Here is a 21,158-nt window from a genome sequence, read left to right as displayed (position 1 = left end):
ACTTGGCTGAACGATCAAAGCATGCGTGTATTGGGGATAGAAACCAGCTGTGACGAGACCGGCATTGCGGTCTACGACACCAACCATGGCTTGCTGGCGCACGCACTGCACACGCAGGCCGCGCTGCATCAGGACTACGGCGGCGTGGTTCCCGAACTGGCATCCCGTGATCACATCCTGCGACTGCTGCCGCTGATCGACCAGGTGCTGACGGAAGCGAAACTGACACGGCGCGATCTCGACGGCATCGCCTACACCGAAGGCCCCGGCCTGATCGGCGCGCTACTCACCGGCGCCACCCTGGCCAAGACGCTGGCCTGGACACTCGATATCCCGGCGCTGGGCGTGCATCACCTGGAAGGGCATCTGCTGGCGCCGCTGCTGGAGGAGCCGGCACCGGCCTTTCCCTTCGTCGCGCTGATCGTCTCGGGCGGGCACAGCCTGCTGATGGATGTCGCCGGCGTCGGCCAGTATCGACAGTTGGGCGATACCCTGGACGACGCTGCCGGCGAGGCCTTCGACAAGACCGCCAAGCTGCTGGGCCTCGGATATCCGGGCGGCCCGGCGTTGGCCAGGCTGGCCGAGGACGGCGATCCCAAAGCTTTCAGGTTCGCACGACCCTTGACCGATCGACCGACACTGGATTTCAGCTTCAGCGGCCTGAAGACCCAGGTCATGTTGGCCGCCAAGCGCAGCGAGCCAGAGCAATACGCCGATATCGCCCGAGGCTTTGAAGAGGCCGTGGTCGATACCCTGATCTGGAAATGCCTGCGGGCGCTGGATGAGACCGGGCGTGATCGACTGGTGGTCGCCGGTGGCGTTGGCGCCAATCAGCGACTGCGCCAGCGACTTCAGGCCGAGCTCGGCGAGCGCGGCGCCAGCGTGCATTTTCCGCGGCCGCTGTTCTGCACCGACAACGGCGCCATGATCGCGCTCGCCGGTGCACTGCGCCTGGTCGCGGGCGAACGCGAGGACGCCTGCATCCGCGCCACACCCAGGCGCGACCTCTCCACCCTGTCACCGCCTGTAGCTAACTCATGAGCCTGACCACGATATTGATCAAGAATCTGCGCGTGGACACCGTGATCGGCGTCTATGAGCACGAAAAACAGGCGCCGCAGGCGCTGAAGCTGGATCTGGAACTGCGGCTGGACGGGCGTCGGGCGGCACGCAGCGATGCCCTGGTCGATACCGTCGACTACGACGAGGTCTGCGCCCAGGTACGCGATTTTGGCCGTCGTCATCAGCACGAACTGCTGGAGCGCTTCACCCACGAACTCGGCGGGCATCTGATGCGGCGATTTCCGCTGCGCAGCGTCAGCCTGACCGCCTGGAAATCGATTGCCGGGCTGCTGCCCGCGGAGATCGCGGTGCGCGTCGACATGGATCGCGACGCCCTGGAGCAGGCCCAGGCAGATGAAGACCGATACAACGACTAGCCTGAGCGAGATGTCGCCACGGGTCCTGCTGATGCTGGGCAGCAATGTTGACGCCGAACAGCAGCTGGATGCAGCGATGCGCCTGCTCGATGGCCAGTTTGGCGTCATCCAGCGCTCAGGCCGCCACTGGACGCCCGCTGCCGGCAGCACCGATGCGCCCGCCTATCTGAATCAGGCGGTGGTGATTCGCAGCAAACTGGATCGGGTGCGCCTGCGCGAACGGCTGCGGGCGGTCGAATCCCAGCTGGGACGCCGCCGCCCGAGCCCCGAGCCTGGACTGTGCCCCATCGACATCGATGCCGTGGGTCGCTGGCTACCGGAGTTTGAAGTCTGGGACACGAAAAGTTACACAGCTCAATATGCCCAGCTGCCGCTGCGCGATATTGCGCCAGAGGGCATTTGAGGGGCGCACCGCGCCGCTTGCTTTTTTGCCGATGGCGTTCTGATGCGGAGCGCCGAGAAATGGTCACCGTGGCAACCAATTTTAGCGCTCGGAAAATCGATTCTGCAGTAACCATTGGCGCTCGTTGACTTCGCCAAGCCTTGGCTGAAAATGCCCATCGCCACGGCGCATGGGGATGCCCGCGGCGCGGATCGTCCGTCCGGACGACCGCCAACTTTTTCCGGGGATCTATCGATGAATAGCAGTCTGCGGGTAATCGTGGGTGCGTTGCTCTTGTGCGGCCTGGGCAGTGTTTCGGCCGCAGGTATACCGCTGAGTGTCGAATTGAAGGCGCAGACTTCCAAGTCGTCGCCGGGAGAATCCATTACCTGGCAGATTACCAATCAATCGTCCGAATCCGTGTATGTGCTGCGCTGGGAAACGCCGCTGGATGGCCTCTCGCGCTCGCTCTTCGACGTGAGCTACAAGGGCCAGCCGGTGCGCTACATGGACAAGCTGGTGCATTGGGGTCATCCGGAATCCAAGGACTTCGTGAAGATCGCCCCGGGCCAGACCCTGAGCGCCGAGGTCAACCTGGCCGCCTCCTACGAGATGATCAACGCCGGCGATTACACCATCAGCTTTGACGGCCAGCTGAGCTACATGGTTGCTGCCGACGAGAAGTCCGGCCATGTGGAAGACCTCGGTGCCACCCGGGTGGATGCCGATGCCGTGCAGCTCTATTCGATGGGCCGCTCGCCCGGCTACTACCAGGCACTTGGCGCCCCCAGCGGCCCGTTGGAATTCACCAAGGCAGCCGCCTACGCCAGCTGCTCGAGTTCCCGTCAGACCATACTGGCCAGCGCACACAGCCAGGCCAAGACCTACTCGGCCAATTCAGTCTCCTATCTGAATGCCGGCTCGACTGGGGCTCGCTACACCACCTGGTTCGGCAGCTACACCTCCAGCCGCTACTCGACGGTCAAGAGCCACTTCAGCAAGATCAACACGGCGCTGATCGGCTCGACCATCACCTACGACTGTTATTGCACGCCGTCATCGGCCAGCGCCTACGCCTACGTGTACCCGAGCCAGCCGTACCGGATCCATCTGTGCAATGCCTTCTGGTCGGCGCCAACCGCCGGCACTGATTCACGCGGCGGCACGATCATTCACGAGATGAGCCACTTCACCGTCAATGGCGGCACTGGTGACTACGCCTATGGCCAAAGCTCGGCCAAGAGCCTGGCGAAGAGCAACCCGAGTACCGCGGTGCAGAACGCCGACAACCACGAGTACTTTGCCGAGAACACGCCCTACCAGAACTGAGGCCATCCGCTGAAAACGGGGAGGCAGGCGACGCCTGTCTCCCTCTCGGAAAGGCATGGAGTTCGAGTGGCGGCTGTGGTGGATGGTCCGGATGAGACAGCAGGCACAACCGGCTTGCGGCCGATGCAGCGCCTGGCCCAGGCGAAACGCCATCAAGCAATCCGCCCACCATCCTCCGCGCGGCGGAGTCGAGAACAAGCTTCGCCGAGCGGAATCGCTCCGGGAAGGCCAGATTCCCGCCCACGAGACACAACGTTACAGAGCAGTCGACGCGTCGAAAGACACTTTCCCGCAGCTTGCGAGGGCCTGCGCGGGCAAGCCGGCACATGAGCAATTTCTGATATTCCCGAATCCAATGGCCGTTCACGCTATTTGTACGGACATGATTCCGTCGCGCACCGCCGCAAGATTCGATTCACCAGAAACCAATTCCCTTCATTGACTTCCCTGAACCTTCGCTGAAAATGCAGCCTCGCCAAAGCGCATGGGGATGCGCCGGCGACAGAATCCGTTCCATCGAACGGGGGCCAACTTTTCTTGGGGAATTGACGATGAAGAGCAGTCTGCGGGTGATCGTGGGAGCGTTGTTGCTGTGCGGTCTGGGCAGCGCCTCAGCGGCGGGGATTCCGCTGAGCGTCGAGCTGAAGGCACAAACGAGCAAGTCCTCGCCGGGCGAGTCGGTGCTCTGGCAGATCACCAACCAGTCCAGCGAAGCGGTCTACGTGTTGCGTTGGGAAACGCCGCTGGACGGCATGTCGCGCGAGATGTTCACGGTCAGCTACCAGGGCCAGCCGGTGCGCTACATGGACAAGATCGTGCATTGGGGGCATCCGCAGGCCAGTGACTTCGTCAAGATCGCGCCGGGGCAGACGCTGAGCGCCGAGGTCAATCTCGCCGCCAGCTACGAGATGGTCAACGCCGGCAGCTACAGCGTCAGCTTCGACGGCCAACTGAGCTACATGATGGCCACCGACGAGAAGTCCGGCCATGTGGAAGATCTTGGTGCCGCGACCGTGGATGCGGACTCCATCGAGCTGTATTCGATGGGCCGCTCGCCGAGCTATTACGAGGGCATCGGCGGCGTCCGGCAGAACCTCGCCTTCACCAAGGCCGCCACCTACGCCAATTGCTCCAGTTCACAGCAGTCCGCCCTGCCCAGCGCCCACACCCAGGCCAAGACCTACTCGGCCAACTCCGCTGCATACATGAATGCCGGCACCCGCGGCAGCCGCTACACCACCTGGTTCGGCAGCTACACCTCCAGCCGCTACAACACGGTCAAGAGCCACTTCAACCTGATCAACAATGCCCTGATCAGTGCGACCATCACCTACGACTGCTACTGCACGCCGTCGGCCGCCAGCGCCTTTGCCTACGTGTACCCGAGCCAGCCGTACATCATCCACCTGTGCAATGCCTTCTGGTCGGCCCCGACCGCAGGCACCGACTCGCGCGGCGGCACCATCATCCACGAGATGAGCCACTTCACGGTCAATGGCGGCACCAAGGACAACGCCTACGGCCAGACCGCCGCCAAGAACCTGGCCAAGCGCACGCCGAGCAAGGCCGTGGCCAATGCCGACAACCATGAGTACTTTGCCGAGAACAATCCGGCGTTGAATTGAGGGTTGGCGGTTTGACTGCAAACAAGCCGGGGAGAGATCCCCGGCTTGTTTGCGTTTGAGGCATCCGGCGTGTTGCGGCAAACAGTCAAACGTAAAACGTAAGACGTCAATTGGGAGTTCGCAGCTTGGAGACTGTGGGAGCGGACTCTGTCCGCGATCAGGGCTGCGGCGGGCGACAGTCTGCGATCGCGGGCGCAGCCCGCTCCCACAGGACCCCACACGCGAGGGCCAATTGACGTTTTACGTTTGACGTTTGACTTCTCCACGCGCAGTTGTGTCGCGCCAGCCCGGAAAAGCCCGACCGCCGGGAGCGCTGGCCCCCAGAACCATTTGCCCCCTCCACGCGCGACTGGCAGCATACGCGGCTACCTGATCAGGTCCATTGGCGGGCGCTTGTTGCGCCTCGCCCGCAAGGAGCGCATCCGTGAACTACATCTACACCATGAGCGGCGTCAGCAAGGTGGTGCCGCCGCGCCGTGAAATCATCAAGGACATCTCGCTGTCCTTCTTTCCCGGCGCCAAGATCGGCCTGCTGGGCCTGAATGGTTCGGGCAAATCCACCGTGCTGCGCATCATGGCGGGCGTGGACAAGGACTTCGTCGGCGAGGCGCGACCCCAGCCTGGCATCAAGGTCGGCTACCTTGAGCAGGAGCCGCGCCTGGATCCGGAGAAGACCGTACGCGAGAGCGTCGAGGAGGGCCTGGGCGAAATCTTCACCGCGCAGGCCGAGCTGGACAAGGTCTATGAGGCCTATGCCGATCCGGACGCTGATTTCGAAGCCTTGGCCGAGAAGCAGGCACGCCTGGAAGCCATCCTCGCTGCTGGCGACGCCCACACCATGGAACAGCAGCTGGAGCAGGCGGCTGACGCCCTGCGCCTGCCGCCCTGGGAGGCCAAGACGGCCACCCTGTCGGGCGGTGAGAAGCGCCGCGTTGCGCTGTGCCGGCTGCTGCTGCAGCGCCCGGACATGCTGCTGCTCGACGAGCCCACCAACCATCTGGACGCCGAGTCGGTGGAATGGCTGGAGCTGTTCCTGGCGCGCTTCCCGGGCACCGTGGTGGCTGTCACCCATGACCGCTATTTTCTGGACAATGCCGCCGAGTGGATTCTCGAGCTGGACCGCGGTCGCGGCATACCCTGGAAGGGCAACTATTCTTCCTGGCTGAGCCAGAAAGAGGAGCGTCTGCGCCAGGAGGCCCAGAGCGAAAAGGCCCGCCAGAAGGCACTGGCGCGCGAGCTTGAGTGGGTGCGGCAGAACGCCAAGGGTCGGCAGGCCAAGAGCAAGTCGCGTCTGGCCAAGTTCGAGGAACTGAACTCGGTCGAATACCAGCAGCGCAATGAGACCAACGAAATCTACATCCCACCCGGCGAGCGCCTGGGTGATCTGGTCGTTGAATTCCGGAACGTATCCAAGGCCTTTGGCGACCGTCTGCTGATCGACAATCTGTCCTTCCGCATGCCGCCGGGCTCCATCGTCGGCATCATCGGCCCCAACGGCGCCGGCAAGTCGACGCTTTTCAAGATGATCACCGGCGAGCAGAAGCCGGATTCCGGCGAGGTCGTGATCGGCCCCACCGTCAAGCTGGCCTATGTCGACCAGTCGCGCGATTCGCTGGATGCCGACAAGAACGTCTGGCAGGCCATCTCCGGGGGCAGCGACATCCTCACCATCGGCAAGATCGAAATCCAGTCGCGCGCCTACATCGGCCGATTCAACTTCCGCGGCCAGGATCAGCAGAAGCTGGTCGGCTCGCTGTCCGGCGGTGAACGTGGGCGCCTGCATCTGGCGGCCACTCTGCTGCAGGGCGGCAATCTGCTGCTGCTCGACGAACCGTCCAACGATCTGGACATCGAGACCCTGCGTGCGCTGGAAGACGCCATCCTCGAGTTCCCGGGCTGCGTCATGGTCATTTCCCATGATCGCTGGTTCCTCGACCGCATCGCCACCCACATCCTGTCCTTCGAGGGCAACTCGCACGTCGAGTTCTTCCCCGGCAACTACACCGAGTACGAAGCCGACAAGAAACGCCGACTCGGCGAGGAAGGCGCCAAGCCGCATCGGTTGAAGTACAAGCCGCTGACGCGCTGAGCGGCTGGAAAAAGGAAAGGAAAAAGGAAAAGGGGAGAGCGGGCCCGCGGGTGGCCGGTCCTCTCCGCTCTTGTAGGTCACGTTGGCCCGCAGGGCCTACGTGACGGCCAAGACGGTACGGCAAGACCTTCGCTGCGAGCGAAGACGCCCAAGCCGGCCTGGCTAACGACTGGCGCTACACACCGCTGCGAGTAGCGTCCGCGCCACTGTCACTGCCGGTTTACCCATGTCTGCCCTGCACCGCTCCCGTTGGTTCCTGCTGCCTTGGGCCCTGCTGCCCTTTCTTGCCGCGCTGGGTGGTGCCGCCTTTCCACCGGATGCCTGGTTCGCGGCCTTGATCAAGCCGGTCTGGCAACCGCCCAACTGGCTGTTCGGGCCGGTGTGGACGGCGCTCTATCTGATGATGGGTATCGCCGCCGGGCTGGTCTGGCTGCGCGGGCCATCCCCACTGGTGCGAGCAGCGCTGGTCGCATTCGGCGTGCAACTGCTGCTCAATGCGCTGTGGACACCCGCCTTCTTCGGCGCCCATGCGCTCGGCGGCGCGCTGATCGTGATTCTGGCGCTGTGGCTGGCCATCTTCACCACCATCGTCCGCTTCGCCCGCGTCAGCCGCTGGGCGGCGGCGCTGCTGCTGCCGTACCTGGCTTGGGTGAGCTTTGCGACCGCGCTGAATGCCGAGTTGCTGCGGCTCAATAGCTGAGTTCTAGGGGCAAGCGGGGCACGGGGCACGGGGCACGGGGCACGGGGCACGGGGCACGGGGCACGGGAAAGGCTACGGGCTCTTGAGCCTTTGTGGGTCCAGGCTTGTCTGGACGCTTCTCCAGCAACAAGCAAAGAGCGTCCAGACAAGTCTGGACCCACGGGCGGCGGCATCCGCGTCGTAGCGATCCACCGGTTTCAGCCCGACACTGCACACCGACCATGAACCCGCGTGGTGCGCGTAGCGGGAAATACGCCTGGCGGCTTTGGAGGGCGCAGCGCCGCTTTGCGTTTGCCCAGAGATCAAGAGCAGCCGCGCAGGCGCGCGTCCCTCCTCAACGCCGCATCGATGGACGGCCGGGAATCCCGCGCAACCCGGTCAGTGCGCTTGCACATCTGTACGCGCTCGAAAGCGCGAGCGGTGGAATACCAGGAAATACGACGGCCTCTGTTCGGATTCAGCAGCCAAATCAGGAACTAAGCCCCACACAGATGGAAGAAGCCCGGCGCAGATCACAGGCCATCTTCAACCAGTGCTGCAATTGGGACAAGCAATCCAGAAGCTAGCGACCCTGCCTGTGAATTGCTTCGCCAAGCTCTGCACGAACCCCTATCGCAAGTTGTTGATGCGTCATTGCGAGGAACGAAGCGACGAAGCAATCCAGTGCTTCTAAGGCCGTGCATCTGGATTGCTGCCCGCGGATCAAGTCCGGGGACGCAATGACGCCAGACCCAGGCTGTTGCAGTTCCAGACAAGTCTGGACCTACAGCAGCGCTACACCGGCTTTCGCGTACCCCGTGCCCCGTGCCCCGTGCTCCGTGCCCCGTCCACAATCGCCTACAATCTGCGCCACTGTGGCAAGGAGAGACGGCAATGGATGGCTTCGAGAAGGTCGGCTACGCCTGTCTGGGCCTGTTGGCGCTGCTGTACCTCGGCGCCTTGGTGGTCGGGGTCTTTGCAGCTTTCCCCTTCGGCCTGCTGGGACTGATCGGTCTCGTCGGCATCGGCGCGCTGTTCATCAAGGTGCTGGGCGAGCGCTTGCGCAACAAGGAAGACGATTACTATTCGGACAACGTCGACCAATGACTGCTGCAGGAGCTGGCGCATGAAGATCACCACCCAGGACGAGTTTGCCGAGCACCAGATCGTCGCCACGCTCGGCATGGTCACCGGCAACACCATCCGCTCGCGTCATATCGGCAAGGACATCCTGGCCGGGCTGCGCACCCTGGTCGGTGGCGAGATCACCGAATACACCAAGATGATGGCCGAGGCCCGCGAGCAGGCACTGGATCGCATGAAGATGCATGCCAAACGGCTGCAGGCCGACGGCATCGTCTGCGTGCGCTTCACCACCTCGCCGATCATGGCCGGCGCCGCGGAATTGCTGGCCTACGGCACGGCAGTCAAGCTGGCGCCGCGTGGCAGCCAGCCGCCACCGATGAAGCCGGCGGAGCCAGGTCAAGGTGCCCGCTGCTTCCGGTGAGTCCGGGAATTTCATGCTGGAACGGGGCTGACCAGGTAACCAAACGCAACATTGTGCGTAAGCGTAACTTTGGCTAGTCTAGTCAAGGTCATCCCAAACTGGATTCGCAAGCCAATGCGCGCACGTTTCGCCTTCACCCTGTTGCTGTCGATGCTGTGGGCGCCACTGACTGCCGCAACGCTGCCGGAGAATCTGCGCAGCTATGTGTCGGCGCGGGTCAAGGTGGATAGGGAGGGTCGGGTACAGGAACTTGGGCCGATATCGCCGGCGCTTGATCCAGCGCTGGAGGCTGTGCTTCGCGAACGGATGTTGTCGACGGCCTTTGAGCCAGCCCGGGTAAACGGCCAGACGGCCGCGGTAGAGGCGCAGATGCGCATGGCACTGACGCTGCGGGCGACCGAAGATGGCCTGAAACTCGCGGTGGCGGAAATCGCCACCGGGCCGAAGTTCTCCAAGATCCGCAAGCCGCAGATACCGCGCAGCCTGCTGGCTCGCGGACAGAACGTCAGGATCGTGACTCGGGTCGAGTATGACGCCAGCGGCAAGGTGGTCGATGTCCTGGTTGAACGCGCAACGGTGCCCTTGGCCCGCATTGAATCGATGGCGAAGAAAGTGGCCATGGCTTGGGAATTCGAGCCTGAACGAGTCGACGGCCAACCGGTGCCGGGATGGGCCATTGTTCCGATCTCGCTGCTCATGCAGGGCAGCTTCCCGGAATACACGGTCAAGTTCACCGGCGGCGGTTCGCTCAAGTTTCAACCGGAACCGCAACCTGACGAGCGCGAGGGCTATGCCACGGCGCTGCAGGCGATCATCGAACCCGACAACCTGGACCTGGCGCTGCCCAGCGCCACCATCGAGAGCTGACCACCATGCAGATCCTGCGCGCAATCCTGATTATCGCCGTGGCGCTGGTCTCCAGCCGGGGCATCGCCGCAAATCCGTCTACGGAACGCTGGCTGGCCTATCAACTGGCAAGCGTCACCGTGGCTGCCGACGGCAGCGTGCAACAGGCGACTCTGCCGGGTTCGACCCTGTCGCCGGCGATGCAGGAACAGGTGCTGCGCCGGGTGCGCGCTTTCGAGTTCGAGCCCGCCACCCGCGATGGCGTGGCCGGCGTCACCGAGACGACCGTGTGGGTCAAGCTGGCGCTGGAGCCTGATCAGGACCAGTTGCTGCTGAAGGTCATCGGTGGCGACATCACCGTCGGCATGGACCGGCTCAAGGCACCGCGCTATCCCGCCCTGCAACTACGCCGGATGCAAGGCGCAGAAGTCGAACTGCGCGTGGCCTACGATGCCCAGGGCGTAGTCACCGACGTCAGCGTGACCCGGGCCGAGCCAGATCTGAAGGCCTTCAAGGTGGCCGCCATCAAGGCCGCGCGCCAGTGGCAGGTGCGCCCCGAGCGCATCGATGGCGTGGGCGTGGCTGGCACCGTAGTGGTGCCCGTGCGTTTCGAGGTCGCTGGTCAGAACAACGATTCGGGCAAGATCAATTTCCCGGACGGCGGCAGCTTGCAGGTCTCGCGCGAGCTGGAGCAACCCGACCAGCTGCTGAGCTCGACCTTGCGCCTGCGCGCCACCGAAGGCTGAACTCACGCTCGCCGCGGTGGTACGAAGAACCTCGGACCCTGCCGCGCTGACCTTGGCAGAGCCGAGCACCTCCATCCCTCCTTGCGGCCGCGCCGACCATGTCCATTCCCTTTGATAGGCCCGAGCAGGCGCTGCCCAACGACGCCGCCTACTACAGCGAGGATGCGCGCGCCCTGCCCTTCCGCTTCACAGGCCGCAGTGACGAATACTTCCGCATCTGGATCGTCAATCTGGCGCTGACCATCCTGACGCTGGGCGTGTACTCGGCCTGGGCCAAGGTGCGCAGCGAGCGTTACTTCTACGGCAACACCTCGGTGGGTGGCACGCCCTTCGAGTATCTGGCCGATCCGGTGGCCATCCTCAAGGGTCGTGGGCTCGCGGCCCTGCTGCTGTTGGCCTATGTGGGCTCGGCGCAGATTTCGCCCTTTCTGAATCTGGGCCTGACCTTCCTGTTGATGTTCCTGTTTCCCTGGATGCTGACGCGCTCACTGGCCTTCCGAGCGCGCTACTCGGCCTGGCGCAGCATCCGTTTCGGCTTTGATGGCAGCTACGGCCAGGCCTTCAAGTACTACATCCTGTTTCCGTTCGCGAGTGTGTTCTCGCTCTATCTGGCCTTCCCGCTGGTCGCCCGTCTGCAGACCGAATGGTTGGCCAGTCAGCATCGTTATGGTGGAACGCGGCTGCGATTCCACAGCGAGGCCTCGCAGTTCTATGCCATCTACCTGCTGGCCTTTGTGGGCATGATCGGCGCCGTGGTGGCAATGGTCTTGCTGTCCGGCGTCCTCGGCTCAATATTCGGCAATCCGGGTGGCCAACGCGGTGATTTCGTGCTCGTGGCCTATCTGACATTGGGGACCGTCTACCTGATGATGTTCGCCGTCGGGGTCTACGTGCGCGCCGCCACCGCCAACTTGATGTTCAACGGCATCGAAGTAGGCGATTGCCGCTTCCAGAGCAGCATCTCCGGCTGGGACATGGCCTGGATCTTCCTGACCAATACCCTGGCGATCATCTGCAGCCTGGGCTTGCTGTATCCATGGGCGCGGATCAGGGTGGCGAAGTACCGCGCCGATCACCTGCAGTTCCTGCCCAGTGGCGATCCGGATCAGTTCTTTGCCGATGCCGCCAGCAGTGCGCCGGCCTTTGGCGCTGAGGCAGCCGATCTGTTCGACCTGGACATCAGTTGGTGAACTGGGCGCAGGGCTATCTGTACGACGGTATCAGTTCGGCGCAACTGCCGGTGCGTTTCGGCGTGGATGCACCCGGGCGGCTGTTGATCGAACACGCCGAGGGCGTCGAGATCATCGACGATGCCCGATTCAGCGCGTGGGCTCGCGCGTGGCCAACACCCGCCGCACCATCTGGCTGCTTGATGGCCGCCAGATCCAGAGCGATGACAACGACGCCATCGATGCCATGTTTGCCAGTCGCGCCGGCTTCGAGGCGCTGGTCCACCTGCTGGAAAACAATTGGCGCATCGCCCTGGCCAGCGTCGCGGCATCGCTGTTCGCCGCGGTCATGCTGATTTGGTATGGCCTGCCCTGGGCCGCCGATCAGGCCGCCTTTGCGGTGCCGATGAGCTGGGAACGCGAGGCCGGCCGGCAAACCCTGACCTCGCTCGGCGGCCTGGGTTTCTCGAAGTCCAGGCTCCCGGAATCGAGGCAGGAGGAATTGCGCGCCCAGTTCGAGCGCTTTGTCGCCGATCTGCCCGAGGCCCGCGACTACCGGCTGGAGTTCCGCGACTGGATCGGTCCCAACGCCTTCGCCCTGCCCGGCGGCACCGTGGTGTTCACCGACCAGATCATCGAACTGTTCGACAACGACGACGAGTTCCTGGCGGTGCTGGCACATGAAGTCGGCCATCTGGAACACCGCCACGTGCTGCGCACGGTCATGCGTGGTGCCTCGGTAGCAGTGCTGACGGCGGTGATGTTCGGCGATGTCGGCAGCGCCAGCTCGGTCATCATCGCGGTGCCGACCACACTGGTCTACAGCGCCTATTCACGCGAGTTCGAGCGCGATGCCGACGCCTATGCCTTCGCCGAGCTGAAGCGCCGCGGCAAGAGCCCCAGAGCCTTCGCCGAAGCCCTGCGCAAGCTGGATGCAGCCACCAGCGAAGGCGACGGCGCCGATGAGCCCGACAGGTCCGGCTGGTCTTATTTGTCCTCGCACCCGGACACGGCCGAGCGCATCAAGGCCGCGGAGCGGGCACTGTAGAAGCGACCTCGGGTCGCGACCGGCGCCCCAGCCGCCGCCGCGAGGATCGGGAAGAGCGGCGAGCTGTGGTCAGCAGCGAAACGCAGAGAACGCAAAGGGCCGCAGAGAACGCGGAGAAGAGCGATTGCAGATCAACCTTGCTTCTCTCTGCGTTCTCTGCGCCCCTCGGCGTTCTCCGCGTTGATCAAGCTCTCCCCTCACGCTGCGAATCCGATGGATGCGACTCATCGCAGCACGCGTCCCCGGTCGCGCCGCAAGGGCGCTCCTACGGTCGATTGGGCAAGGTTCGAACCTGTGGGAGCGGCTTCAGCCGCGATCGCTCTGGCGGTTTTGGTATCACCCTGATCGCGGATGAATCCGCTCCCACAGTGCGCTCAGCTGAAGCGCAGCGAGGCGCGGGCGCCGCCTTCGGGGCGGGGTTCCAGTTCGGCAGTCCAGCCGTAGAGCGCGCACAGGCGCTTGACGATGGCCAGTCCCAGGCCGGCGCCGCTGGTGCTGCCGGCGCTGCTGCCGCGGACGTGGCGATCGAACAGGGTTTCGGCTTCCTGTGCGGTGATACCGGCGCCGCTGTCTTCGACGATAACGCCCTCGCGACTGACGACGACACGGATCTCGCCTTCCTTGGTGTACTTCACGGCGTTGCCGACGAGGTTGTTCAAGACCACCGCAATCACCGAATCGGGGGCCGCCACCTCGGGGTGGGCGCTGATCTCCAGGGTAAGTTCGATGGGGCGACCGCCGATCTGCGGGCGGTGTGATTCGATCACTTCCGCCGCCACCTTGGCCACATCGCAGCTCTCACCATCCTGCGGGCCCTGGCGCTCGCTGCGCGACAGCAGCAGCAGCGCGGCGATCAGCTCGGTCGACTGCTTGGAAGCGCGCTCGATACGTGCCAGCCGCTCGCGCATCTTCGGCGACAGCTCGGGGCTGCCCATGACCAGTTCGGTGGTGGTCTGGATCACCGCCAGCGGCGTGCGCAGCTCGTGGCTGACATCGGAGTTGAACTCCCGATCGCGCTCGACCAGGGCCGTGAGCTGGCCGGCGTAGTCGTCCAGCGCGCTCGCCAGCTGACCGACCTCGTCGTCGGCGAAATGTGGGGCCAGGGGTTCATGGCGGCCACGGCGGCTGATGGCTTCCAGGCGTCTGGCCAGATCCGCCACCGGCGCCATCACCCGCGAGGACGACCAGAAGCCGATGGCCAAGGCCAGAATCGAGAAGAAGGCCACGGTTGCGATCAACAAGCCGATCAGGAGAGTCCGTCCACGCTCCTCTTCGGTGATGTCATAGGTCAGAAAGAACCAGACATTCGGATCCTTCCGAACCGCGAGTTTGTACGTCACCTGTCCGGTTGACCGCTGTTCCGTGACCCGATGAACACCGTTTGGCAATCGTTGCCACTCAAATGGCTGCAGGTTGAAACGATTCGGGCCTACGGTTCTGCCATCGATCTTGGAGAACCGGAACAGCTCGGGTTTGCCGGTCGCCTGTTCTCGATACCACGCCTCCGAGTAGGCCTTCAGCTCTCGCTCCAGCGTGTCACCGATCAGCCCCTCTTCCAGATACCCGCGCAGAAAGATCGCCGAAGCCGCAAACAGCGCCGTCAGCGCTGTTCCGAACAGCGCAAACGAGATGATGATGCGGCTGCGTAGGCGCTTACGATGCCGCTTCGGGGTCGACGAGGCGATAGCCAATGCCGTGACGGGTCTGGATCAACGGTTTGTCGAAGGGCTTGTCGATGGCTGCGCGCAGGGTGTGAATGTGCACGCGCAAGGAATCGCTGTCGGGCAGTTCCTCGCCCCACACGCGCATCTCCAGCTCTTGCCGGGTAACGACCGAGGGACTGGCCTCCATCAGGCATTGCAGAATCTTCAGCGCGATCGGGTTGAGCTGGATGCTCTTGCCCTGTCGCACCACCACCAGGGTGTCGAGGTTGTAGCTGAGATCGGCCACTTGCAACACGCGTGCCTGCTGCGGCTTGCTGCGGCGGACCAGCACCAGGATCCGGGCTTCCAGTTCCTGCAGCGCAAAGGGCTTGACCATGTAGTCGTCAGCACCGGTCTCGAAGCCCGCCAGCTTCTGCGGCAGCGCGTCGCGCGCGGTCAGCATCAGCACCGGCGTGTGCTTGCGCGCTTCCTGGCGCAGCTTGCGGCAGACCTCCAGGCCATCCATGCCGGGCAGCATCAGATCGAGGACGATGACTTCGTAGTCATTGACCACGGCCAGGTGCAGGCCGGTGATACCGTCTGCGGCAAAATCGACCACATTGCCGTGATCGGTCAGGTAGTCGCCGATGTTGCTGGCGATGTCCGGATTGTCTTCGATGACGAGTATGCGCATGGGCTGACTCTACACTGGCGGAGAAGGGCTCGCCTGTCTGTTCATAGATTGGGGCAAAGCGGCCAAGTTCCAGCCGTTGGACACCCATTGAATCGACCGTGCTGACCGGGCGCCACAATTCTGCAGGCAAAAAGAAAGCCCGGGTGGCGTTTCATGGGGGAATCCGCCGGCCCGGGCCTCAAGTACTGCCCCGATTACCGCATTACGACGACGCCCTGCGTGTCGGAGTACGATGGTGCAGACGCTAGCGAAGAGCGCGTTAGATCGCAGTTAAGCCGACATTTGCGGATCGTTAAGGTCAGGGCGGTCCTTCCCGTAGGAGCGCCCTTGCGGCGCGACCGAACAACATCAACCTTGTCGCTCGCCTGCGGGGAATGCGCTTGAACGCAGAGAACGCGGAGGGGCGCGGAGAACGCAGAGAGAAGTAAGTAGGTCACGTTGACCCGGAGGGACTACGTGACAGCTCCGCTGAAGCAGGACATTGACCTTCTCGCTCGCTTGCGGGCAAGAGCTTCCAGGCGGAGAACGCGGCGCGTAGAAAGCGAATTCCCAGACGCTCTTCTCTGCGTTCTCTGCGCCCCTCTGCGTTCTCCGCGTTCCGCTTCTGGCAGCAGTTCGCCGCGGTTCCCGATACTCGCCGTAGCGGCACTGCACGACGGTCGCGCCGCGAGGGCGCTCCTACCAGAACGCGCAACCACCAGACCTCAGGGATACTCCGAGGCCGGGGCCACGCCGGAGGTCGCGGGCTCGGCAAGCGGAGTGACCGCCGGATCCGCCGGCGGCGGCTCGACTGGCGGTGGGGCGGGGATGAATCCGAGCTCCTGCATCGAACCGCGGACGATGCCCAGCCGGACGACAGCGAAATCAGCCAGTGACTGACCATCCAGATTAAGCGCGAAGTACCAGACCTTGCCCGGGCGCTCCAGGTAACCGACCAGCCAGCCCACATAGGTGCCATCGTCCATCGGGCAGGAGCCGTACTTGCCGTAGATGGTGTAGTCCACGGTGCGCTCGATGACCATCGCGTCCTGCAAAGCCTTGGTGACGCGCGGATTGAAGCCGAGCTTGCCGTCGCGGAAGGCTTTCAGGAAATCGATCTGTTCGAAGGAGGTGATGCGCAGGCTGCTCGACATCCAGAACTTGTCGAGGCCGCCACTGATATCGGCATTGCCGTACTTGAGCCGCTTCAGGTTCTGCTCCAGCCGGGCAGTCCCCAGACGCGCAGACACTTCCTGCGCATACCACTGCACCGAGTTCTTCAAGGCCGTATCGAAGGTCTGGTCACGCTGCCAGGACTGCGGCCAGAAACTCGATTCCGGATGCTTGGCCGGGTCAAAGGCGATCAGGCTGTCGGTGTCCTTGATCACGCCCGTGCCCAGAGCGATGGCCAGATGCGGCAGCAGGTAGGTAGAACAGGGCGGCAGACGCTCGGACAATCGCGGTGTGTTCACCCGAAACGAAAGTTTGCTCTGGGCATCGTAGATCTCGAGCGCGCCGTAGCGGCGGCCAAACTGGCTGGCGAGCATGGCCGCAGGCGCGGTCATCGGCAACAACAGGACCACCAGGGCAAAGGCAACAGAAACGGCGCGACGCATGGGCACTTCTACGACAGGCAGGGAAGGCGCGCATTGTATAGAAGGGCGCGAAGGTGGGGGTGAATGGGTCGGGACTCGGGACTCGGGACTCGGGACTCGGGACTCGGGACTCGGGACTCGGGACTCGGGACTCGGGAAAGGCTACAGGGTCCGGGCTCTTGTGGGTCCAGATAGGCGCAGCTGGCACGATGAGGTCAACCAAGTCTGGAGCGGCTTCTGCTCCTGGCACGATGCGAAAAGCGTCCAGACAAGTCTGGACCTACAAAATCGCCGTGCCCCGTGCCCCGTGCCCCGTTTCCCCTGTCCCGCTCCTGGCACGATGCAGGAAAAGCGTCCAGACAAGTCTGGACCTACAAAATCGCCGCGCCCCGTGCCCCGTGCCCCGCTCCTGGCACGATGCAGGAAAAGCGTCCAGACAAGTCTGGACCTACGAAATCGCCGTGCCCCGTGCCCCGTTTCCCGCCCCTACGGCTCGCGGTAGATCGCCACCACGCGCTTGCCTTCACCATCAATGGCCGCGCGGTACATGCCGCTGGTGTTGAAGGGCATGCGCACCTTGCCCTGGCGGTCGAGAACGATGACGCCGCCGTTGCCGCCAAGTTTGGGCACCTGCTGCAGGATCACGGTATCGGCGGCCTCGGCCAGGCTGGCCTTGCCATAGCGCACGCGGGCGCAGATGTCGTGGGCCACATTGAGGCGGATGAAGTACTCGCCCCAGCCGGTGGCCGATACTGCACAGCCCTCGTCGGCCCAGGTGCCGGCGCCAATGATCGGGGCATCGCCGACCCGGCCGTAGCGCTTCAGGGTCATGCCGCCGGTCGAGGTTCCAGCCGCCAGATGGCCCTTGCGATCCAGCGCCACCGCACCGACCGTGCCGATGTAATGCCAGGCCGGCACGGCCGCCACGGGCTTGCCGGCGGCCTCTGCCTTGGCCTTCAGATACTGCTGCCAGCGCGCCTCGGTGCGGAAGTACTCCGGCTTGACACGCTCCATGCCCACTTCTGTGGCGAAGGTTTCGGCCCCGGCACCCACCATCATCACGTGCACCGAGCGTTCCATGACGGCGCGCGCCAGCAGGATCGGGTTCTTCACCGTGGTCAGCCCGGCCACGGCACCGGCATTCATCGTGGCGCCGTCCATGATCGAGGCATCCAGCTCATTGGTTCCGGCATCAGTGAAGACCGCGCCCTTGCCGGCATTGAAATGCGGTGAGTCTTCCAGCCGCGTGATCACGGCGACGACCGCATCCAGGGATTCCCCGCCCTGCTCCAGTACCGCATAGCCGGCGTCCAGCGCCGCTTCCAGGTCAGCACGAATTTCGGCCTCCTGTTCGTCGGTCATCGAACCGCGGTCGATGGTGCCGGCGCCGCCATGGATGGCCAGAGCCATCGGTTGCTCCGCCGCGAAGGCACCGGAACAGAACAGACACAGTGCCAGCCATGCGCGCATCGGAAATCCTTGAGGCTTGAGGGTGATCAAGCCTAGCGCAAAGCGCGCAGTCGGTAGGTCATGTCGAGCGCGCGTCGGTCCCCTTCCCGCGTGGCTGTTGTAGGTCACGTTGAGCGCGCAGCGATCTACGTGACACGGTGACGCCCCACAGTCCACCGTCGAGCAATCGTCACCTGGCCACTGCGCAGCCAACCCAGGCGAGCTACACCGCAGTCTCGCCAAACAGCGCCAGGGCGCGCGCAAACGCGCCGTCGAAGGGCGCTTCCACCGTCACCATGCTGCCGTCCTGGGGATCGGCAAACTGCAGTCGACGTGCGTGCAACAGCAAACGATGCACGCCATAGTGCTGCCGGAACAGGCGGTTGTGCTCGCCCTTGCCGTATTTGACATCGCCGACGATGGGATGGGCGGCGTGCTTCAGATGGCGCCGGATCTGGTGGTAGCGACCAGTTTCCGGCAGCGCCTCGACCAGGGCGTAACGGGCCTCGGGATGGCGTGCCAGCGGAATCGCCAGGCGCAGACGTCCGAGGGTGCGGAAGTCGGTCAATGCCGGCTTGCCCTGACCACGCCCGGAGGCACCGGACAGAGGGTGGTCGACCTGAAACTGCTCGGCTGGCTCGCCACGGACCACGGCGATGTAGGTCTTGATCACCGCCCGCGACTGGAACTGCGCCGACAGCTCCGCCGCCGTGCGCGCATCCAGCGACAGCAGCAGCACGCCACTGGTGGCGTGATCCAGTCGATGGATCGCGTGAATGCGATCGACACCCAGCTGGCGCCGCAGCAGCCCCAGCAGCGTGGCTTCGCGCGGGCCGGTGTAGGTGGATTCGTAAACGCTCAGGCCAGCCGGCTTGTTCACCGCCAGCCAGTGATCGGCGCGTGCGAGGATCTCGATCGACTCAATCTCGCTCATGAGCACAGCACCAGCGCGCTCATCGACTGCGGCGACGCACCGAGCGCTCGATGTAGTCGATGACCACACCGGCCACATCGATGCCCGATGCGCCCTCGATGCCCTCCAGACCGGGCGAGGAATTGACTTCCAGCACCAGCGGACCGCGGTCCGAGCGCAGCAGATCGACACCGGCAATGCCCAGGCCCATGGTCGCGGCGGCACGGATTGCGGTGGCTCGCTCTTCGCGGGTGAGCTTGACCCGAAGCGCGCTGCCGCCACGATGCAGATTGGAGCGGAACTCGCCTTCGCGGGCCTGGCGCATCATCGTCGCCACCACCTTGCCGCCGACGACGAAGGCACGCAGATCCGAGCCCTTGGCCTCGCGCACGAATTCCTGCATCAGGAAGTGCGCCTTGACCCCTCTGAAGGCCTCGGCCAGGCTGATCGACGCAGCCAGATTCTCGGCCAGGACCACACCCTGCCCCTGCGTGCCCTCGACCAGCTTCAGCACATGCGGCGGATCGCCGAGCATGGCCACCAGATCGTCGGTGTCATCGGGGCTGTGGGCGCAGACGGTGGTCGGCAGACCGATGCCCTGCTGTGACAGCAACTGCATCGAGCGCAGCTTGTCGCGGGCGCGACCGATACCATCGGCACTGTTGACGGTGTACACGCCCATGGTTTCGAACTGGCGCACCACGGCCGTGCCGTAGAAGGTGATCGAAGCGCCGATGCGGGGAATGATGGCGTCGAAGCCCTCCAGCACCTTGCCCTTGTAGTGAATCTCGGCCAGCCCCGGGCTGATGCGCATGTAGCAACGCAAGGGATCGACCACCTGCACCGTGTGGCCGCGTTGCTGCGCGGCTTCAACCAGCCTGCGGGTCGAATACAGCTTGCGGTTTCGCGACAGGATTCCCAATCTCACGACCCGAGCTCCCCGGTTCTGCCAAAGACAAAGGAACGCGCCGGGTCGACCAGCAGACGCCCGTTCATGGCCGTACGCCCAAGCAACATCGGAAACAGCATGCGACGGCGATCGGTCAGATTGACTTCTATCGGCCACTGCTCGTCACCAATCCGCACCAGCGTGCGGATAAAGGGGCGCTTGCTGACATGACCTCCGGAATCGGTCACGTTGCGCTCGTCCAGCACTTCAGCCTCGGCTTCCACGCCAGCGGAACCGCTGCCATCCGCCTCCAGCAAGAAGCGCACCCAGGGCGCACCCTCACGGTGAAAGCGCTCCTGCCAAACCACATGCAGGGCCGATGTGCGTGCGCCAGTGTCAATCTTCGCCTTGATCTCGGCGATACCGAGCTCGGGCAGAGACAGCCATTCGCGCCAGCCGATGATGCGCGGCGGCGGTGCGAGCACCAGGGGGGTTTCGATCAGATCCATGGGTGCGCACGCTAGCAGACTCCGTGGTCGGCGGGATGCAGGACCTCATCAAAAAGAGTGCTCGTCCCGGCTCCTGCCAAACGCACAGGAAAAGGTGTCGGTCACGACTCGCTTACCGCCCTCGAATGCCGCTAGAGTCGCGGGGCCGTCACGCGGTGGCGAGCGTACTGATCAGCGAGGAGCAACCATGAGTTTCATGAGTGAGTTTCGCGATTTCGCGATGCGGGGCAATGTGGTCGATCTGGCCGTGGGTGTGGTGATCGGCGGAGCCTTCGGCAAGATCGTCGGCGCACTGGTCGACAAGGTCATGATGCCGCCGCTGGGTCTGGCCATGGGCGGCATCGATTTTGCCGACAAGAAATGGGTGATCCAGCAGGCGGTGATGGATGCCGACAAGGTGGTCACTCCGGAAGTGGCCGTCGGCTACGGCGCCTTCATCAACGCCCTGATCCAGTTCCTGATCGTGGCCTGGGCGCTGTTCCTCGTGATCAAGGCCATGAACCGGCTGAAGAAGAAGGAAGAAGCAGCGCCAGCCGCCCCGCCGCCGACCCCGGAAGACGTGGCATTGCTGCGCGAGATCCGGGATCTGCTGAAGAAATAGCGGTCGCTGCGCCTGCTGGCGGGAGCT

21 protein-coding genes are annotated in these 21,158 nt (G+C 64.0%); 14 read left to right on the top strand and 7 right to left on the bottom strand.

The features are described 5' to 3' along the window. Positions 1-21 precede the first annotated feature (21 nt). The 13 genes from tsaD to H7A19_14645 all read left to right on the top strand — a co-directional run bounded on the left by tsaD (position 22) and on the right by H7A19_14645 (position 12,859). Entirely contained in the window at positions 22-1,041 is a 1,020-nt protein-coding gene (tsaD, locus tag H7A19_14705) for a tRNA (adenosine(37)-N6)-threonylcarbamoyltransferase complex transferase subunit TsaD (protein ID MCP5476079.1), read from the top strand. Beyond that, entirely contained in the window at positions 1,038-1,439 is a 402-nt protein-coding gene (folB, locus tag H7A19_14700; protein MCP5476078.1) for a dihydroneopterin aldolase, read from the top strand. Before tsaD ends, folB begins: the two co-directional genes overlap by 4 nt. Next, positions 1,417-1,842 carry a 2-amino-4-hydroxy-6-hydroxymethyldihydropteridine diphosphokinase gene (locus tag H7A19_14695; protein ID MCP5476077.1) on the top strand — a complete coding sequence of 142 codons (426 nt, stop codon included), beginning with the start codon at positions 1,417-1,419 and terminating at the stop codon, positions 1,840-1,842. Before folB ends, H7A19_14695 begins: the two co-directional genes overlap by 23 nt. A 234-nt stretch (positions 1,843-2,076) precedes the next feature. Beyond that, positions 2,077-3,150, top strand: a complete 1,074-nt coding sequence (locus H7A19_14690; GenBank protein MCP5476076.1) for a hypothetical protein — start codon at positions 2,077-2,079, stop codon at positions 3,148-3,150. 551 nt (positions 3,151-3,701) lie between these two features. Then, entirely contained in the window at positions 3,702-4,775 is a 1,074-nt protein-coding gene (locus H7A19_14685; GenBank protein MCP5476075.1) for a hypothetical protein, read from the top strand. A gap of 424 nt (positions 4,776-5,199) precedes the next feature. Next, positions 5,200-6,864, top strand: coding sequence for an energy-dependent translational throttle protein EttA (gene ettA, locus H7A19_14680; GenBank protein ID MCP5476074.1), 1,665 nt, complete (start codon positions 5,200-5,202; stop codon positions 6,862-6,864). A gap of 226 nt (positions 6,865-7,090) precedes the next feature. Continuing rightward, complete coding sequence (locus H7A19_14675; protein ID MCP5476073.1) at positions 7,091-7,564, top strand: tryptophan-rich sensory protein; 474 nt, start codon at positions 7,091-7,093, stop codon at positions 7,562-7,564. Positions 7,565-8,437: 873 nt separating this feature from the next. Then, on the top strand, positions 8,438-8,650 hold the full coding sequence (locus tag H7A19_14670; protein ID MCP5476072.1) for a hypothetical protein: 213 nt from the start codon (positions 8,438-8,440) through the stop codon (positions 8,648-8,650). Positions 8,651-8,669: 19 nt separating this feature from the next. Beyond that, positions 8,670-9,050 (top strand): YbjQ family protein, encoded by a 381-nt coding sequence (locus H7A19_14665; GenBank protein ID MCP5476071.1) that lies wholly within the window; start codon positions 8,670-8,672, stop codon positions 9,048-9,050. 114 nt (positions 9,051-9,164) lie between these two features. After that, positions 9,165-9,917 (top strand): hypothetical protein, encoded by a 753-nt coding sequence (locus H7A19_14660; GenBank protein ID MCP5476070.1) that lies wholly within the window; start codon positions 9,165-9,167, stop codon positions 9,915-9,917. 5 nt (positions 9,918-9,922) lie between these two features. Continuing rightward, a complete protein-coding gene (locus tag H7A19_14655) occupies positions 9,923-10,642 on the top strand; it encodes a TonB family protein (protein MCP5476069.1) in 720 nt (239 codons plus the stop codon). Positions 10,643-10,740: 98 nt separating this feature from the next. Continuing rightward, positions 10,741-11,832 carry a DUF898 domain-containing protein gene (locus H7A19_14650; GenBank protein ID MCP5476068.1) on the top strand — a complete coding sequence of 364 codons (1,092 nt, stop codon included), beginning with the start codon at positions 10,741-10,743 and terminating at the stop codon, positions 11,830-11,832. A gap of 136 nt (positions 11,833-11,968) precedes the next feature. Then, positions 11,969-12,859 (top strand): M48 family metallopeptidase, encoded by an 891-nt coding sequence (locus tag H7A19_14645; GenBank protein ID MCP5476067.1) that lies wholly within the window; start codon positions 11,969-11,971, stop codon positions 12,857-12,859. A 374-nt stretch (positions 12,860-13,233) separates the two neighbouring features. On the opposite strand, the gene H7A19_14640 is transcribed toward H7A19_14645, so the two are convergent. The 7 genes from H7A19_14640 to H7A19_14610 all read right to left on the bottom strand — a co-directional run bounded on the left by H7A19_14640 (position 13,234) and on the right by H7A19_14610 (position 20,530). Beyond that, a complete protein-coding gene (locus H7A19_14640) occupies positions 13,234-14,496 on the bottom strand; it encodes a HAMP domain-containing histidine kinase (protein MCP5476066.1) in 1,263 nt (420 codons plus the stop codon). A 16-nt stretch (positions 14,497-14,512) separates the two neighbouring features. Beyond that, positions 14,513-15,196: a response regulator transcription factor gene (locus H7A19_14635; protein ID MCP5476065.1), complete on the bottom strand. Its 684-nt coding sequence runs from the start codon at positions 15,194-15,196 to the stop codon at positions 14,513-14,515. Between the two features lie 704 nt (positions 15,197-15,900). Then, entirely contained in the window at positions 15,901-16,791 is an 891-nt protein-coding gene (locus H7A19_14630) for a class D beta-lactamase (GenBank protein MCP5476064.1), read from the bottom strand. 465 nt (positions 16,792-17,256) lie between these two features. Next, positions 17,257-18,240, bottom strand: a complete 984-nt coding sequence (locus tag H7A19_14625) for an isoaspartyl peptidase/L-asparaginase (protein ID MCP5476063.1) — start codon at positions 18,238-18,240, stop codon at positions 17,257-17,259. 202 nt (positions 18,241-18,442) lie between these two features. Next, positions 18,443-19,153, bottom strand: a complete 711-nt coding sequence (locus H7A19_14620) for a pseudouridylate synthase (GenBank protein ID MCP5476062.1) — start codon at positions 19,151-19,153, stop codon at positions 18,443-18,445. A gap of 19 nt (positions 19,154-19,172) precedes the next feature. Then, complete coding sequence (rimK, locus tag H7A19_14615; GenBank protein MCP5476061.1) at positions 19,173-20,060, bottom strand: 30S ribosomal protein S6--L-glutamate ligase; 888 nt, start codon at positions 20,058-20,060, stop codon at positions 19,173-19,175. After that, positions 20,057-20,530: an ATP-dependent zinc protease gene (locus H7A19_14610; protein MCP5476060.1), complete on the bottom strand. Its 474-nt coding sequence runs from the start codon at positions 20,528-20,530 to the stop codon at positions 20,057-20,059. Before H7A19_14610 ends, rimK begins: the two co-directional genes overlap by 4 nt. A 187-nt stretch (positions 20,531-20,717) precedes the next feature. Here H7A19_14610 and mscL point away from each other — a divergent pair, with 187 nt between their 5' ends. Then, on the top strand, positions 20,718-21,131 hold the full coding sequence (mscL, locus tag H7A19_14605) for a large-conductance mechanosensitive channel protein MscL (protein MCP5476059.1): 414 nt from the start codon (positions 20,718-20,720) through the stop codon (positions 21,129-21,131). The last annotated feature ends 27 nt before the right edge of the window (positions 21,132-21,158 follow it).

It is taken from the genome of Rhodanobacteraceae bacterium (assembly GCA_024234055.1).
GTDB lineage: Bacteria > Pseudomonadota > Gammaproteobacteria > Xanthomonadales > SZUA-5 > JADKFD01.
The sequence above is the reverse complement of the archived record's forward strand: the minus strand, read 5'-3'. Positions and strand labels throughout refer to the sequence as shown.

Bases quoted from the DNA above. Each gene is read 5' to 3' on its own strand.
- tsaD (MCP5476079.1), top strand. From the start codon at position 22: ATGCGTGTATTGGGGATAGAAACCAGCTGTGACGAGACCGGCATTGCG.
- folB (MCP5476078.1), top strand. From the start codon at position 1,038: ATGAGCCTGACCACGATATTGATCAAGAATCTGCGCGTGGACACCGTG.
- H7A19_14695 (MCP5476077.1), top strand. From the start codon at position 1,417: ATGAAGACCGATACAACGACTAGCCTGAGCGAGATGTCGCCACGGGTC.
- H7A19_14690 (MCP5476076.1), top strand. From the start codon at position 2,077: ATGAATAGCAGTCTGCGGGTAATCGTGGGTGCGTTGCTCTTGTGCGGC.
- H7A19_14685 (MCP5476075.1), top strand. From the start codon at position 3,702: ATGAAGAGCAGTCTGCGGGTGATCGTGGGAGCGTTGTTGCTGTGCGGT.
- H7A19_14675 (MCP5476073.1), top strand. From the start codon at position 7,091: ATGTCTGCCCTGCACCGCTCCCGTTGGTTCCTGCTGCCTTGGGCCCTG.
- H7A19_14670 (MCP5476072.1), top strand. From the start codon at position 8,438: ATGGATGGCTTCGAGAAGGTCGGCTACGCCTGTCTGGGCCTGTTGGCG.
- H7A19_14665 (MCP5476071.1), top strand. From the start codon at position 8,670: ATGAAGATCACCACCCAGGACGAGTTTGCCGAGCACCAGATCGTCGCC.
- H7A19_14660 (MCP5476070.1), top strand. From the start codon at position 9,165: ATGCGCGCACGTTTCGCCTTCACCCTGTTGCTGTCGATGCTGTGGGCG.
- H7A19_14655 (MCP5476069.1), top strand. From the start codon at position 9,923: ATGCAGATCCTGCGCGCAATCCTGATTATCGCCGTGGCGCTGGTCTCC.
- H7A19_14650 (MCP5476068.1), top strand. From the start codon at position 10,741: ATGTCCATTCCCTTTGATAGGCCCGAGCAGGCGCTGCCCAACGACGCC.
- H7A19_14635 (MCP5476065.1), bottom strand. From the start codon at position 15,196: ATGCGCATACTCGTCATCGAAGACAATCCGGACATCGCCAGCAACATC.
- H7A19_14630 (MCP5476064.1), bottom strand. From the start codon at position 16,791: ATGCGTCGCGCCGTTTCTGTTGCCTTTGCCCTGGTGGTCCTGTTGTTG.
- H7A19_14625 (MCP5476063.1), bottom strand. From the start codon at position 18,240: ATGCGCGCATGGCTGGCACTGTGTCTGTTCTGTTCCGGTGCCTTCGCG.
- H7A19_14620 (MCP5476062.1), bottom strand. From the start codon at position 19,153: ATGAGCGAGATTGAGTCGATCGAGATCCTCGCACGCGCCGATCACTGG.
- H7A19_14610 (MCP5476060.1), bottom strand. From the start codon at position 20,530: ATGGATCTGATCGAAACCCCCCTGGTGCTCGCACCGCCGCCGCGCATC.
- mscL (MCP5476059.1), top strand. From the start codon at position 20,718: ATGAGTTTCATGAGTGAGTTTCGCGATTTCGCGATGCGGGGCAATGTG.